The sequence below is a fragment of the Spirochaeta thermophila DSM 6578 genome, assembly GCF_000184345.1.
GTDB classification, from domain to species: domain Bacteria; phylum Spirochaetota; class Spirochaetia; order Winmispirales; family Winmispiraceae; genus Winmispira; species Winmispira thermophila.
In genome coordinates this window covers 509643-525497 of sequence record NC_017583.1, presented here as the reverse complement: position 1 = coordinate 525497, position 15855 = coordinate 509643, and the positions used below count along the sequence as shown (strand labels likewise).

Annotated in this window: 13 protein-coding genes; 3 read left to right on the top strand and 10 right to left on the bottom strand. The window is 57.9% G+C overall.

What is annotated here, in order from left to right; all coding sequences use genetic code 11:
- Window position 1: 1 nt before the first annotated feature.
- Window positions 2-832 (bottom strand): DUF2400 domain-containing protein, encoded by an 831-nt coding sequence (locus SPITH_RS02180; protein WP_014624114.1) that lies wholly within the window; start codon window positions 830-832, stop codon window positions 2-4.
- Window positions 833-843: 11 nt separating this feature from the next.
- Between SPITH_RS02180 and SPITH_RS02175 the strand changes: the two genes are divergently transcribed.
- Entirely contained in the window at window positions 844-2997 is a 2154-nt protein-coding gene (locus SPITH_RS02175; protein ID WP_245523425.1) for a GGDEF/EAL domain-containing response regulator, read from the top strand.
- Here the strand turns inward: SPITH_RS02175 and SPITH_RS12070 are convergent.
- The 9 genes from SPITH_RS12070 to fucU all read right to left on the bottom strand — a co-directional run bounded on the left by SPITH_RS12070 (window position 2949) and on the right by fucU (window position 12960).
- Window positions 2949-3695, bottom strand: a complete 747-nt coding sequence (locus SPITH_RS12070) for a hypothetical protein (protein ID WP_155816495.1) — start codon at window positions 3693-3695, stop codon at window positions 2949-2951. The genes SPITH_RS02175 and SPITH_RS12070 overlap by 49 nt on opposite strands.
- 9 nt (window positions 3696-3704) lie before the next feature.
- Entirely contained in the window at window positions 3705-5264 is a 1560-nt protein-coding gene (locus tag SPITH_RS02165; protein WP_014624111.1) for a sensor domain-containing protein, read from the bottom strand.
- A 187-nt stretch (window positions 5265-5451) separates the two neighbouring features.
- Window positions 5452-5778, bottom strand: a complete 327-nt coding sequence (locus tag SPITH_RS02160; RefSeq protein ID WP_014624110.1) for a hypothetical protein — start codon at window positions 5776-5778, stop codon at window positions 5452-5454.
- Between the two features lie 165 nt (window positions 5779-5943).
- Entirely contained in the window at window positions 5944-7749 is a 1806-nt protein-coding gene (locus SPITH_RS02155) for an L-fucose isomerase (RefSeq protein ID WP_014624109.1), read from the bottom strand.
- Window positions 7750-7771: 22 nt separating this feature from the next.
- A complete protein-coding gene (locus SPITH_RS02150; protein WP_014624108.1) occupies window positions 7772-8770 on the bottom strand; it encodes a LacI family DNA-binding transcriptional regulator in 999 nt (332 codons plus the stop codon).
- 143 nt (window positions 8771-8913) lie between these two features.
- Window positions 8914-9897: an ABC transporter substrate-binding protein gene (locus SPITH_RS02145; protein ID WP_014624107.1), complete on the bottom strand. Its 984-nt coding sequence runs from the start codon at window positions 9895-9897 to the stop codon at window positions 8914-8916.
- A gap of 72 nt (window positions 9898-9969) precedes the next feature.
- Window positions 9970-10953, bottom strand: a complete 984-nt coding sequence (locus SPITH_RS02140) for an ABC transporter permease (RefSeq protein ID WP_014624106.1) — start codon at window positions 10951-10953, stop codon at window positions 9970-9972.
- Window positions 10954-10961: 8 nt separating this feature from the next.
- On the bottom strand, window positions 10962-12458 hold the full coding sequence (locus tag SPITH_RS02135) for a sugar ABC transporter ATP-binding protein (RefSeq protein WP_014624105.1): 1497 nt from the start codon (window positions 12456-12458) through the stop codon (window positions 10962-10964).
- A 70-nt stretch (window positions 12459-12528) separates the two neighbouring features.
- Window positions 12529-12960, bottom strand: a complete 432-nt coding sequence (gene fucU, locus SPITH_RS02130) for an L-fucose mutarotase (protein WP_014624104.1) — start codon at window positions 12958-12960, stop codon at window positions 12529-12531.
- Between the two features lie 155 nt (window positions 12961-13115).
- On the opposite strand from fucU, the gene SPITH_RS02125 reads away from it, so the two are divergent.
- Both SPITH_RS02125 and SPITH_RS02120 read left to right on the top strand, forming a co-directional pair.
- Window positions 13116-14069 carry a carbohydrate kinase family protein gene (locus SPITH_RS02125; RefSeq protein ID WP_014624103.1) on the top strand — a complete coding sequence of 318 codons (954 nt, stop codon included), beginning with the start codon at window positions 13116-13118 and terminating at the stop codon, window positions 14067-14069.
- Window positions 14070-14143: 74 nt separating this feature from the next.
- Window positions 14144-15850, top strand: coding sequence for a PHP-associated domain-containing protein (locus tag SPITH_RS02120; protein ID WP_014624102.1), 1707 nt, complete (start codon window positions 14144-14146; stop codon window positions 15848-15850).
- Window positions 15851-15855 lie beyond the last annotated feature (5 nt).

Sequence of the window (15855 nt, the reverse complement as noted above, 5' to 3'; positions counted from 1 at the left end):
CTTAGTGTAATATGGTTCTCCCTGTTTTGGGAACAAAACTCGCCTCCACCCCCATGCTCCACCGGGTGAGGGCAAAGTCATAACGAAGGGGGTCGAGAGGTGAGAGGCTCCGAAAGAAGGAAGTGATCCGCTCTGCCGCGCGAAACGAGGGGGAGGCAGACAGCCCCGCCACCCCGAGCCGCCGCGAGACCCTGAGGATGTGGACGTCCACCGGCATGAGGAGCGACTCCGGAGGGAACGAGGACCACAGCCCCAGATCCACCGCATCACGTCTCACCATCCAGCGGAGGAAGAGACACACCCGCTTCCAGGGCCCTCCGCTGCGGGGCAGGGGGAGGAGAATCCCGATATCCCCGGGCGCACATTCCCGGAACGAGGCGCTCATGAGCCGGAACGTCTTCCTCATGTCCCCTTCCGCACGGTCGCGGCACGAAGCCGCCCAGGTCTCCAGGTCGCCCCACTCCCGGAGGATCTCACCCGTGGCCGCAAGGAACGAGGCGAGCATCTCCGAGGAGAAGAAACGGTGAGAGAGGCCTCGGAGGCGCCTGAGGGCATCCCGGTACGAGAGGCGCGCCACCTCGCCGGGATGAATCCTCTCGAAGAGGATCCCCAGGCTCCTGTGTATGGCCCCCACCTTCCCCACCGCGAGCGAGGCCGCGACCCATCCGGCCACCTCCTGCTCCCCGCGATCCCGGTAACGGTGTACCCACCAGACGGGGTCCGTGGGGAGAAAGGCCTCCTTCGTGTAGGCGGCATAGAGCGACTCGAGAAACTCGGAGAGGTCGCGCCCGCGGAGCTCCTGCGTTTCTTTGAACTTTACCTTCGCATCCATTATACTCTACCGTGAGAACCACTCTACTACAGGAGCATTCCGCAGTGAAGCAGGTGGCGGTGGTAATCGTGGAAGACGAGGCGGTCATCGCGCTCGACATCAAGCGACGGTTGGAAGACCTCGGGTATCGGGTGGAGGGAGTGTTCCAGAACGCGGATGAGTGTCTCGAGAAAATAGGGAATCTCCACCCCGACGTAGTCCTCATGGACATCCTCCTGGAAGAAGGTCAGGACGGGCTGTTACTTGCGCAGCGGATCTACGATGAGTACGGCGTTCCGAGCATATTCCTTACCGCCTACTCGGACTCCACTACCGTAGAACGCATAAAACAGGTCCGGGGGGCCATCGGGTACCTCCTCAAACCCTTCAACGAGAGGGAGATGGCCGTCACCATAGAACTCAGCCTCTTCCGACACCACCTCCACAGGGAGCTGGAAATTCAGCGCACCTGGCTTTCCTCGCTCTTCTCATCGATCGGGGAGGCCATCATCCTCCTCGACGAAGATGGAGGGATCCTCTTCCTCAATCCGGGAGCCGAGGAGCTCATCGACGCCACCTCCAATGAAGCTATCGGGAAACCACTCGTCGAGTTCATCAGGTTCTACGATGTGGATACGGGGGAAGAGATCCCCTTTCTCTCCCTGGCCCAGGAGAGCCGGGGACGAGAGGGGGGGATCATCTTCGATCACATATACCTCCTCACCTCCACAGGGGAGCGCATCTTCGTCCAGGGGACCATCTCCAACCTCACGGGAGGGCTCCAGACAGGAGATCGAGGAGGAAGCGGACGAACCGAGGATGAAGAGCACCCCTACCCCCTCCCCTTCCCCTCGGTTTCGAGCGGGGGCTTCGTCCTCGTCCTCAGGAACATCACCGAGGTGCGGCGGCTCTCTACCATCGTACGGTACCAGAGCGTCCACGACCCACTCACCGGCCTCCTCAACCGCTCCCAGCTCCTCACCTCTCTCCAGGAGTCCCTGAGACAGGCCGATCCGGACACCCCCCTCGATACCTTCGCGTTCCTTGACATCGACCAGTTCAAGGTGGTCAACGATGTGTTCGGACACATAGGGGGAGACGTGCTCCTCAAGGAGACCGCCGATCTCCTCAGGAAGAAGCTCCCGGATGAGAGCACCATCGCCCGCATAGGAGACGACGAGTTCGGCATCATCCTCAGGGGAGTGAAGAGCGGCGATGCGGAGAGAATCCTGCGCCGGCTCGTCACCTCACTGAGGAGATCATTCATCTGGGAGGACAAGACCCTGCCCGTCACCGTGAGCATAGGGGCGGTGGCGATCACCCCCCGCCATGGGGACATCTACCGAGTGCTCGCCGCGGCCGATGCCGCCTGTGCAGTGGCCAAAGAAGAGGGAGGGAACAGGCTCAGGATCTTCTCCCCCGAGGACACCGACGTGCAGCACCGCCTGGGCGAACTCCACTGGATCGCCCGACTCCAGCAGGCCATCAGGGAGGAACGGCTCACCCTCTACGCCCAGGACATCATCCCCCTGGGAGCCCACAACGGATTCCCCAAGAAAGAGATACTCGTGAGGCTCAAGGAAGAGGACACCCTCATCCTCCCCGGCGAGTTCATCCCGGTGGCGGAGCGGTACAACCTCATGCCCCTCATAGACCGATGGATCATCGAGGCGGTGCTCCAGTACGGCACCTCCACTCCGGACCACAGGGACACGGTGTTCGCGGTCAATCTTTCGAGCGCCACCCTCTTGGACGAGGGATTTCCGGACTTCTTCCTCAGACGGCTGAAGGAGACACAATTCCCTCCCTCACGGCTGTGTCTCGAAATCACGGAGACCACCGCGATACGGAACTTCAGGAAGGCATCGCTTTTCATACGTCGGTTCAGGGAGATGGGCTGTTCCTTCGCCCTCGACGACTTCGGGATGGGATTTTCCTCGTTCGCCTACCTCAAACACCTTCCGGTGGACTTCCTCAAGATCGACGGCTCCTTTGTCCAGACCATCGTGGAGAACGAGGTGGATTACCAGCTCGTGAAGAGCATCCACACCATGGGGAAGATAATGGGCAAGAAGACCATCGCCGAGTTCGTCTCGAGCAGGGAGATCTACGAGAAACTCGCCACCATACCGGTGGACTACGTACAAGGATTCTTCGTGGGGGAACCGCATCCCCTCACCCCCTGAAGCCTCCGCTCCCACCCCACCACCACCCCCAGCACCCGCACCCACACATCCTCCCCTCCCGCTCCCACCCCCTCCCCCCACCACTCCCCCAGCCGCCCATCCACCGCCCTCACCCACTCCCACACCTCCCCAACCTCCCCCCTCCCCACCCCGAACCCCAACCCCACCATGGATGCGAGCGTGGAGGCGAGCCGTTCCCCCTCGAACCGCACCCCCCACACGACCCCCCACCGCCTCCCCGCCGCCTCCACCTCCCTCCGCACCTCCCCCAGCACCCCCATCCCCGGCCGATCCCCCCGCACCTCCGCCCACTCCCCTGCGCGATGCAGCGCCGAAGCGAGACGCTGCACACCCACACGGAACCCCACCGCCCCCGTCGTCCACACCTCCGCCTCCCTCACATCCCGCGCCGCCTCGATCACCCTCCCGATCACCTCCGGTGTGGTGAACCGCCTCCGGTAGCCGCACTGACGCTCCCAGGCCCTCCGTGCCGCCCGCTCCCGCACCCCCTCCAAGGCCCCTTCCACCCCCTCCCCGCCCGCCTCACCCTCCTCCACGAGCGCCTCCCTCAGGAACCGCACCCCATACTCCCACTCCCGCCCCTCCTCCACACGGAGACAGTGCACATAGGCGAACACCACACGAGCGGCCGCGAAACCGCAGAGCCTTGAGACATCCCTCTCTACCGAAGAAACCACGAGCAAAGACTAGCCCACCAGGTGCGAAATCGCAACATCCCGCATCGGGTGCCCCAGGAGAAACCCCTGCACATAGTCACACCCGCTCTCCCGCAGGATCTCGAGCTGCGCCTCCCGCTCCACCCCCTCCACCACCACCTCCAACCCGAGCCCGTGCGCCATGTGCGTCATCCCCTCGAGGATCGCCCGATCCCGCTCCGACTCCTCCACCCCGTGCAGGAACCGCCGATCCAGCTTTATCACATCCACCGGCATCCGCTTGAGGGACGCGAACGACGAGTACCCCGTACCGAAATCGTCCACCGCCACGCGGATCCCCTCGTCCCTCAAGGCGGAGAGGACCTGCACGGTCCGGTCCACATCCCCCACGAGGGAAGACTCGGTGACCTCGAGCATGAGGAGCTCCGGGGGAAACCCCGATGCATCCAGGACCTCCCGTACCACGTCCACGAACTCCGGATGGAGGAACTCCTGAGGCGAGATATTCACCGAGACGAAGAGCCCCCTCACCTTCCAGAGCTCCCCCTGGAGCACGGCAAGAGCGAGCACCTTCCTCCCCAGGAGATGGATCACCTTCCCCTCCTCCAGGATCGGAACGAACTCGTCGGGGAGGACCAGCCCCCCATCCTCTCCAAGGAGACGGGAGAGGGCCTCCACCCCTGCGAGCATCCCTGAAGCCACCCGCACGATAGGCTGGTAGAAAAGGTGGATGCGTCCCTCACGAATCCGATCGAGGACCAGCCGCTCCATATCCCATCGGTGCATCATCCTGCGGCGGACATCCGGAGTACAGAACCGCACGGTGTCCCTGTGTGCCTTGGCCGCAAGGAGGGCGGCGTCCGCGGCCGCCACGAGCTCCTCGAGGGAAAGACCGTCCCGTGGAAACACGCCGGCACCGATACTCGCGGAGAGGGAGAGGGCATGCCCTCCCACCACCATCCCCTCCCTGATCGAAGCGAGGACCCGGCGGGCGATCCCTGCAGGGTCCGCCACGTCGTGGAGGAGGACGGCGAACTCGTCGCTCCCCGTTCGGGAGACCAAGTCCTCGGCCCTGAGGTGGCCGGCGATCCTCCTCGCCACGATCCTCAGCACCTCGTCCCCCACCTCAGGACCATAGAGATCGTTGATCCGCTTGAAACCGTCCAGATCGATCACCATGAGGACAAAGGACGTCCCCTCGAGCCTCGCACTCGCGAGGAGCGAACCCGCTTCTCTGAAGAACCATTCACGACCCATGAGTCCGGTGAGACTGTCGTGAGAGGAGAACGCCTTCTTCGGATCGGCGACAAGGCGCTCAAAGGACCACACTATCTTCTTCCCGTCACGGAAGGACCAGCGCGTGAGTATCCGGAGGCAGGGCCGACCATCGACCCCTTTCACGAACACCTCGGGCCGATCCTCTGCGAACATGAGGAGAAACTGTCGGATGAGCATGTATGAGGAAGTACGACCGTACCCCGTAAGGAGTGAGAAGGCGTCGTTCGCCCACAGGATTCTTCCCTCCTCGTCGGTGATCGCCACCTCCATGGGAAGAGAAGAGAGGACATCCGAAAACAGCTCAGGTTCCATACCACCCGCTCCTGAACCCCTTATGAAACCCCTTTCTAATAGCGAGTATATATCCAAAATCTCTAAAATGTCAAATATCTCTAACCGATAGAGAAAGGTTATCCGTCACGGATCACCCTCCGGATCGATCTGCCGAACGGATCCCCCGACAGTGGGAACGACCCGCCTCCGGCCGAGACGAGATCCGCTATTCAGGCTTTTTCGTGAGGAAGAGAACCTTCTGGCCCGTATCGTCCGCCACCAGCACCGCCTGTCTCGGCTTCCCGAGCTTCTCCCAGAGGGCCCTGGAGATCTCCACCGTCCCCTGCTTGCAGCTATGATCCAGAAAGAGCTGGGCCTGTATCCCGTCTCCCTCCCCGCGCGAGAACGCATCCAGGGACACGTTCACATAGAACCTCACGGAATAGCAGGCGCTGATGTACCCGAGATCCACCCCCTCATGCGGGGAGATGACCACCTTGGAGAAAGGGAAACTGAAATCCGGAACGATCCTCAAAGGACCCGAGTGACGCATCACACACTCCTTCCCGGCACGTATCCTAATAGTACATAACCATTATACGATGAATCCTGCTTCCGGGGAAAGTGGGAAAATCGAACGGGGAGGCACTCAGGAGGGAAACTCCTTCCCTCCTGATATGCCCACGCCGTCCGCAGTCACCCGAGTCCTCGACTCCCGCTAGCGACGATAGCTCCCATACAACGGGCCCAGCGTGGCACATGCCCTGTAATCCGCTCCCTCGGGATCCTGCCCACATGCATACCAATAGGTCGGTCTGAAGATGAGCTCCTCGGGCACATTATGCATACACACCGGGATCCTCAACATCGAGGCGAGGGTGATAAGATCAGCGCCGATGTGGCCATACGATATGGCCCCATGATTAGCCCCCCAGTGGGCCATGACCGAATATACATCCGTAAATGCCTCCTTTCCTGTGAGCCTGGGAACGAACCAGGTGGTAGGCCAGGTGGGATCAGTTCTCTCATCCAGGACATCGTGTACATGCTGAGGAACATCGACAGTATACCCTTCTGCAATCTGCAGGACAGGCCCCACCCCTTTTACCAGATTGACCCTCGACATCGTGACCGGCATCCCCCCCTCCGTGAGGAAATCGGTAGAATACCCCCCACCGCGGAAATATCCCAGATTCGCGTACCGCCAAAGGGTCGCATCCAGGCAGGCATGAACCTCATCCTCCGTGACTTCCCAGAAAGGTTTGATCACAGGACGTCCATTCGTGCGCTGTTTTCCCGTGGCATCCAGACACGTCGGGCCTGAGTTGATGAGATGAATCAAACCATTCGCAGCCTCACCTTCCGGCACCCATCCGGTGACTCGCTCGATGGCGGCGGGGCTCCAATATGTCCTCACATCGGAGAACAGCTGAGCGGTACCTGTAAGAAGGTGTCCGAAGAGCATCGCCACCCCATTCAAGGAATCGTTCTCGGTGGCCACAAGATATGGTTCTCGGATCCCGTTCCAATCGAAACTACTGTTGAGGATCGCCTCAAGGAAATCCCCGTTGGGAAAGTAATCCGTCCACTGCCTTTGTCCTTGGAACCCAGCGAGGATGGCGTGATGCCCCAAAGATTCCTCCTCCCATCCTGACTCCCTAAGCACAGGATTCCCCACCATCAAATCTCGAACGATCATAGCCATCTTTACGCTTGTGGCCCACACTTCGTCCTTTTTCTCCCGGCTATGTTGAAGTTCGGGCGGATTGTTGTCGGGGCCCTCTTTACACTTTTCCCTCACCCACGAATAGGCCTGTTCGAACTCTTTGTGATCATAGATACCCAACTCGAGACGTCTTACGAGCTCCGACATGTCCACATACTCTACCCGCATGCCGAGATACGATTCGAAGAAGTGAGGATCAACAATTGAGCCTGCGATCCCCATGGAGACCGACCCAATCGAGAGATACGACTTGTTCCTCATCCAGGACACAGCGATACCCGCCCGCACAAAACGCAGGAGTTTCTCAGCCACATCTTCAGGGATTCGAGCAACATCATCGAAATCCTGCACATCCCTCCCGTAGATCCCAAAAGCAGGTAAGCCCTTCTGATTATGAGCAGCCAGAACCGCGGCGAGGTATACCGCCCCAGGTCGGTCCGAACCATTGAAACCCCAGACCCCCTTGATGGTATGGGGGTCCATATCCATGGTCTCCGCCCCATAGCACCAGCATGGCGTTACCGTAAGCGTGACGGTCACATTTTCCTTTCTGAATTTTTCGGCACATGCTGCGGCTTCCGCCACACCACCTATCGTGGTATCGGCAATCACACATTCGACAGGAGCACCATTTGGATGCCGAAGGTTTTCCGAAATGAGTCGAGCCGCAACCCGAGCCATTTCCATGGTGACGCCTTCCAGAGATTCACGCACCCCCCCTCTCCTTCCATCGATGGTGGGTCGTATTCCTACCTTTGGAAGTGCAGCTCCGAACCTATCCTCGAATTTCACTACCATAGAATCCTCCATGATCCGATTCTCAGTGTCTGACAAGAGATGTAGGCAGACGGACGATACGCGGAGAAGACGATTCCTTCCTCTTGAGCCGATCCAGGAGAAGACGCACTGCCGTCCTACCCAGCTCGTCGATAGGTTGGGCCACCGCATATCTGCAGAAACGAAGGAGAGGCGAGTATACCATCTCATCGAAACTCGCGATCACGACCTCCCTGGTTTTCTCGGGGGGAAGAGAGACCAGATAATTCGTGGCTCCCACATGCATGAACAGGTTTACGATAAAGAACGCATCTGGAGGATCCGGTCCTTCAATCAACTCTTTCATGAGAGCGTATCCACTCTCGATATGCAAATCCCCCAACCTGATCAGGTCGGAATCGACGGAGAGACCCGCATCTTTGAGGGCCCTCGTGTAACCCTCGAAACGTTCCTTGGATGTGAGGATATGGAGATCTCCTCCGATGAACGCGATCCTCCGGAATCCTTCGTGGATGAGAGCGGTGACCGCGGCATACGCCCCTCCCACATTGTCGACGAGAACCGCATCGCACGAGACGCCGGAAGTCGCCCTATCCACAAGCACAATGGGGATCCCGGCCTTCTGCGCTTCTACGTAGTGCTCTCCTCGATCGGAGGAGGGAATAATCACGAGCCCATCGACCGAGCGTTCGATGAACATCCGTATCCGCTTCTTCTCTTCTTCGACAGATTCATGCGAAGAACTGATGAGTAGAGAATAGCCCTCCTTCCGCAATTCCTGTTCCATGCTCTCTGCGAGCTCCATGAAGAACTCATTGGCGAACTCAGGCGCAAGCACACCGATCGTGTTGGTCCGACCGGTCTTCAGACTCCTCGCCACATGATGGATACTGTACTGGAAGGACTCCACCACCGAGAGGACCTTCTTCACCGTCTCGGGACGAACACGAGGATCATGATTCAGGACCCTGGAAACGGTCGCCGTGGAAACCCCTGCTTCCCGAGCGATATCTCTTATCGTGAGGAGTCTTCTCCGCTTCATCTCTCACCACGTCATGCCTACAGGCCTCAGTACCTTGAGATTCTCGAAAGAACCGGGTACGCTTTAGATTCGATGAAGGGGGCAGCCCCTGTCAAGCCCGCCCCCTCCGCGACCAAGCCCGCTTTTGTGAGCGGGCTATACTTTTACTCCTTGAAGGGATAGAGAAGTCTCTGGACTTCGGGAGTCTCCAGATTCTCGGCGGTGATGAGGGTGGCTCCCGTATCAATGAACGTTGATTCGGGTTTCTTGCCCGAAATCACATATTCGTGCAGGATCTTGAGCCCGAGATACCCCATATTGAAGGGGTTTTGTGCCATCATCCCCTGGATCACTCCCTTCTTCAGGAACTCGAGCTCCTTCTCACTCGTATCATAACCCACGAGCTTTATCCTCCCCGCCGCCCCCAGCGCCTCGAGGGCAAGCGCCGCGCCCACTGCTGAGCCCTCATTCGCAGCGAAAATACCCTTGAGATCTGGATTGGATCTCACCATGTCCATAATGAGATCCTGACTCTTTGCGTGGTCACCACCTCCATAGACCACGTTCACCACCTGGATCTTAGGATACTTCTCTTTGATCCTGTCAAGGAACCCGTCTCTTCTATCGATACCCGTCTGGCTGGTGGCATCGTGTACGATGACCCCGACCTTCCCTTCTCCTCCTATCAGCTCTGCGAGGTAATCCGCGGCTCTCGCTGCTGCAGCCCTGTTGTCCGTAGCCACCAGCGTGAGATACTCCGCATCAGCACCGGAATCGAACATCACGATGGGGATTCCCGCTGCCTTTGCCTTTTCCATCACGGGAACAAGGGCCTTCTTGTCGAGAGCAGCCAGCAGAATACCATCAACCCTCCGAGTGATTGCGTTCTCCACCATCGCTATCTGCGCCGCTACCTCCGCCTCGGTGGCCGGTCCTTCAAAGGTAGCAAACACCCCCAATTCTTTAGCCGCCGTATCACACCCCTTCTTCACCGTCAGCCAGAACTCATGCATGAATCCCTTGGAAATGACCGCGTACACATACTTCTTCTCCGCGACGGCCTGTTCCTCTCCCTCACCACCCGCGAATACGGGCAGTGCTACCAATACTACCGCCAGGAACCCCAAGACCCATCGTTTCAGTTTCATAGGAATCCTCCTGACACCCCGCTGTAGTAGCGGGGAAGAATGTAAGCAGCCCCCTACGGAGACCTTCATTGCCTAATCAGTGGTACGTTTCCTTCGGGTATCTATGTACACCGCTCCCGCTACCACGACTCCCATGATCACCTGTTGCCAGAACTGGCTCACCTGCATGAGATTCAAACCGTTTTTCAGCACCCCCATGATGAAGGCCCCAATCATAGTCCCCATGATGGTCCCCTCTCCCCCGGAAAGGGAAGTTCCTCCAATCACTGCCGCTGCAATCGCATCGAGTTCATATCCGACTCCTATGGCCGGCTGTGCGGAATCCAGTCTCGCCGCCAACACCACTCCTGCGATTCCACTCATCAGACCACAAAAGGTATACACGAACAACTTCGTACGGTTCACATTGATGCCGGAAAGACGAGCGGCTTCTTCATTCGATCCCACCGCATAGATATATCTCCCTATTGTGACCTTCCGGAGGAGGAGGCTCGAAAGGAAAGCCAAAACGACCAGGTATATCACCGGCAAAGGGATGGCGCCGAACAACTTCCCTTGACTGAGTTCCTTGAAGCCGGGTTGATTCATGAAGTAGAGAGGTATTCCTCCTGTCATCACCAAGGCCAAGCCTCGCGAAACCAATTGAGTGGACAAAGTGGCAATAAAGGGAGCTATCCTCCCATACACCACGAGGATCCCGGCTATCCCTCCAAGCAGAGCCCCTACTCCTGTCCCTATCACGATAGAGAGCCAGAGAGGCCATCCAGCATTGGTACAGAGAGCCAATGAGACACCGGAAAACGCGAGAACGGCCCCCAGCGAGAGATCGATCCCCCCAGTGATTATGACGAGGGTGACGCCGATCGCCAGAATCCCGATCACCGCTGTTTGAAGAGCGATCGTGATGAGATTCTCGAAATTGAAAAAGTACGGCGACGCGAACGAAAAGAATACGATCATCACGATGAGACTGAAAAAGGCTGCGAACTTCTGGATGACCAGAGAGTCGATCGAAGATTGTCGTTTTCCGGTATCAGTAGATCTGATCCGACCCATAACTCCTCCTATTTTCCGCCTGTGGCGAGGTAGAGTATTTTCTCCTGGGTGGCGTCTTCCCTGGAGAGTTCTCCTGCTATGCGTCCTTCATGCATAACGAGAATCCTGTCACTCAATCCGAGGATCTCGGGGAGCTCCGATGATATCATGATGATCCCCGCCCCTCGGGAGACCAATTCATTCATCAATTGATAGACCTCATGCTTTGCCCCCACATCTATCCCTCTCGTGGGTTCATCGAAGATGAATACCTTGGCCTTCTTACACAACCACCTGGCGATGATCACCTTCTGCTGGTTGCCTCCAGAAAGGAATTTCACCTTCTGTCTGGTGGAAGGGGTCTTGATCTTCAATTCGTTTATGAATTCCCGTACAGTGGACTCCACCTTACCCGTCTTCATCATCCATAGAGGATTGGCGAAATCCCGTATACTCGCGAGGATGAGATTGTCTGAAACCGTGAGATTGAGCGCCAGACCTTCTCTCTTGCGATCCTCGGTAAGGTACGCAATACCCTCCTTTATCGCCTCATGAGGATTACGGATGACAACCTTTCTCCCCTCCAGGAAGATCTCTCCTTCATCTATGGGGTCTGCACCGAACACCGCCCGGGCGAGCTCGGTTCTCCCCGCTCCCATCAGACCAGCCACTCCCAAGATCTCCCCTCTCCTCAAACAAAAGGAAATATCATGCAACACGCCTCTCCGGCAGAGATTCCGAACCTCAAGCAGAAGATCACCCTGGGGAATCGAGATCTTCGGGAAGAGGTTGTCGATGTCTCGTCCCACCATGTAGCGGATGAGCTCCTCGAGAGAAGTCTGGGAGAACGGAACGGTGGTGATGTATCTGCCATCTCTCAGAACCGTGACCCTATCAGCGAGATGTTTGAGCTCCTCCAGCCTGTGAGAGATATATATAATCGAAACCCCCCTTCTTTTGAGCCCATGTATGACTCTGAAGAGTTCCTTGATTTCACCCTCGGTAAGGGCTGCAGTCGGCTCATCCATGATCAGGAGATCCGACTGAAACGATATCGCCTTAGCGATCTCCACCATTTGTTGCTCGGCTACAGAGAGGCTCGCTACTTTCGCAGTAACATCTATGTCGATATGAAGGGAATCGAGGATCTCCTTTGCTTGCCTGTTGAGTGCTCCCTCATCGATGAACCACGGGATGCCCGTTCGAGGCTCCCTCCCGATGAGGATGTTCTGGGCCACCGTAAGGTGCGGCATCAAGTTGAATTCCTGATAGATGATACTTATTCCCGCTTCCTGGGCTTCACGAGGAGAAAGGAATTCGACCTCTTCTCCCTTGTACCTGATGGTCCCACCATCCTTGCGATATACTCCTGTGAGAATCTTCATCAGAGTAGACTTCCCTGCGCCATTCTCACCGAGTAACGCATGGACTTCCCCTTTCCTGACTTCGAGATGAACATCCTGGAGAGCCGTGACGCCGGGGAATCTCTTACATATCCCCTCCATGACAAGCAGCACCTCAAACATATAACTCCTCCTCAACCTACCATCACCATTATGTAATCGTTTACACAGGAATGAGACGAAACGCCCCTTCTCATACTGAGACGACTCCTTTTTTGATGATGATGTTCCCGTACTTTGTCGTTTCACCCGTCATCACCACTGCGTACGCCTTACTGGCCCTCTCGTAGAAGGCGAACCGTTCCAATCGAGTGATAGGAGGGGTCTCCGGCCATCGCCTCACAAGGACTTCCCAATACGTTTCAAAGAGCGAAGGATCATACGAATCCCCCTCTACCGGTTGCATCATCACGACAGGATCGGACACGTACGTATCGATCGGGATCAACGAGAGGATAGCGTCGAGAAGCGGGGCAATCCGTATACCATCCATTCGAACGATACGCTTCCCATAGGTATCTCCTGCAAAAAAGGCATCTGCCAATACGAGCTCGTCTCCATGCCCCATCCGATGGAGGACATAGAGGAGATCAGGGCCAACTATCGGAGGAATTCCTATCAGCATCTCTCACCTTCCGTTGTCTCAGTGGTCTTCTGCACGTAGTCATGATAAACCCGGTTTTTCCAGGTGTCAAGAAAAATTTGTAATCGTTTACATTTTTCGTTTTCGACCTTATACTCGAACAAAAGAACGAAAAACAACTCCAAGGAGGTCGTGCTATGATACTCACTTTAGGCGAAACGCTCATCGACATGATCGTCTCACACGGGGATCATCTCTCTCTGAAACCCATTCCAGGCGGTTCTCCCTTTAATACGGCGATCGCACTCTCCCGATTGGATGTTCCTGTGGGATTCATGGGTAATGTTTCCAGAGATCCTCTCGGGAATCTCATTTTAGAACAACTCATCAGCAACGGAGTGGATACAAGGTACCTACACCTCGTCGAGAATCCTTCCACCCTCGCTCTCGTCCATCCTGATGAAGCGGGGGAGGCACAGTACGGCTTCTATATCGACGGTACTGCTGCCGCCTCCTTTTCTCCCGCGGACATCCCTCCTCAGCTTCCCGAATGTGTACGAGCACTTGTGTTCGGATCGATCGCCCTTGTGATGGAACCACTCGGAAGCACGTTAGAAGAGTTCCTCCATAGAGAGAGAACGGGGCGGCTTCTCTCCTTTGATCCCAATGTGAGGCCTGCACTGATGAATTCGTTCCCCGACTATTTCTCCCGGTACGAACGTATCCTCTCCTTGAGCACCATCGTAAAACTCTCTCAGGAAGATTTGCATTACCTCTACCCCTCCCAGAAAGAGGAAGAGGTCATACATGGGATTCTCTCGCAGGGACCTCGACTCATCATTGTCACCAGAGGAGAAAAGGGTGCTTCAGCCTTCAAAAGAACAGCATCGGGCATCGATCGGGTCGATGTGCCTTCAGTTCCCACGCCCATCGTGGATACCGTCGGAGCAGGAGATACGTTTCATGGTGCCTTTCTCGCATGGTTGGCGCATCATGATGTCCTGACAGAAGAGAAGGTAGGTATGCTCTCTGAGGGGGACATATTTGAAGCCCTCCTCTTTGCATCGAGAGCAGCGAGTCTCGTGTGTACACGTGCAGGAGCTGATCCCCCGACGCTCGTCGAACTTCACATGGGCGAAAGGAACACATGAATTTTCACGTAATTCTCACCTTCCCCTCATCGCCATCACATCACCTCCTGGTACAGACTCACCGGGAGGTATCCATGAAACGCATAGACCTGCACGTACATTCCATACATTCCGAACACCCTTCCGAGTGGTTCATGCAACGGCTCGGGGCAAAGGAGTCGTACACCGACCCGGAGACGGTCCTCAGGATGGCCCTCGAGAGGGGCATGGACTTCGTCACCATCACCGACCACAACCGCATCGAGGGGGCGCTCCTCCTCAAGGCGCGGTACCCGGACAGGGTCATCGTAGGGGTGGAGACCACCACCTACTTCCCCGAGGACGGGTGCAAGATACACCTGCTCCTCTACGGGCTCGACGAACACCGGTTCCGCATGGTCGAGAAGCTCAGGCCCAACATCTACCGGCTCAGGGACTACATCAGGGAAGAGGGGATCGCCCACTCGGTGGCGCACGCCACCTATCCGGTGAACAACAGGCTCACCGTGGCGCATCTAGAGAAGCTCATCCTCCTCTTCGACGTCTTCGAGGTGATCAACGGGGGGAGGAACAGCTACTTCAACAACGCATGGAAGGAGGTGCTCTCACGCCTCACCCCGGCCCACATCGAAAGGCTCCAGAGGAAGCACCACATCGCACCCTTCAGCAGCACCCCCTGGGTGAAGGGGTTCACGGCCGGCTCGGACGACCACGGAGGGCTCTTCATCGGGAACACGTACACCCTCGTGGAGGCCCATACCCCCGAGGAGGTCCTCGATCGTATCAGGGAGAAGCGGACGCAGGCGGCCGGGGCCCACGGTTCCTATCGCTCCCTCGTCTTCTCGGTCTACAAGGTGGCCTACGACTTCCTCACGTCCGGGGGAGGAGGAGGCGGCGGGGGCCGCTCGCTCTTCCTCTCCCTCTCCCGACAGATATTCGAGGGAGCACGCCCCTCACTCAGGGAGCGGGCCCTGTACTCCCACCTCAGACGGAAGCTTCGCGGTCAAAAGATGGGGGAGATCCTCGACGAGCTCGTGAGAGACATCTCCGGGAAGGAGACGGCCCTCTCCGAAGCACGTCTGGAACGCGTCTTCCTCCACGTGCGGAGGGTCTCCGACGCCTTCCTCGGGATGCTCGCCGGCAGGGTGGCGGGCGCCCTCCTCGATGGCGATCTCGTCGACCTCCTCGTGGGGCTCTCATCATCCCTGCCCGGTCTCTACCTCATCGCACCCTTCTTCTCCAGCCTTCGACACATGTATGCCCACAGGGACCTGATCGACGGCATCCGTTCATCCCTGGGAATCCAGGAACCCCCGTCCGCGGCCTCCCGGGTCCTCTGGTTCTCCGAGGACTGCCGACCCGATCCCTCGGTGATCAGGATCCTGGCCCCTCGGGCCCACGTCCTGCCCGTGACACCCTCGCCCTCCCTTCCGGGGACATCCCTCCCGATCGTTGCCGAGATCCCCCTCGACCCGGGTTTCAGCCTCCCCCTCCCCTCTCCCCTCGGCGCGGCCGAGCTCCTCTCTCGGGAACAGCCCGACCACCTGGTGTTCACCGCAGCCGACCCCGTGGCCCTCGTGTGCCTGTTCCTCGGCCGCCTCATCGGCGCCTCCACCACCTTCGTCTTCGATCCCCGCGGGGAAGGCCATCCGGTGGCGCACACCCTCACCACCCACCTCCTCCGGCACACCGACCGCATCGTGGTCCACACGGAGGAAGCCGCGGCCCGGGCCGAAGGAGAGGGAGCGGATCCTTCCAAAATACACCTCGCTCCCTCCGCCGCCGAGCCGGTGGGGGTGTGAAGTGA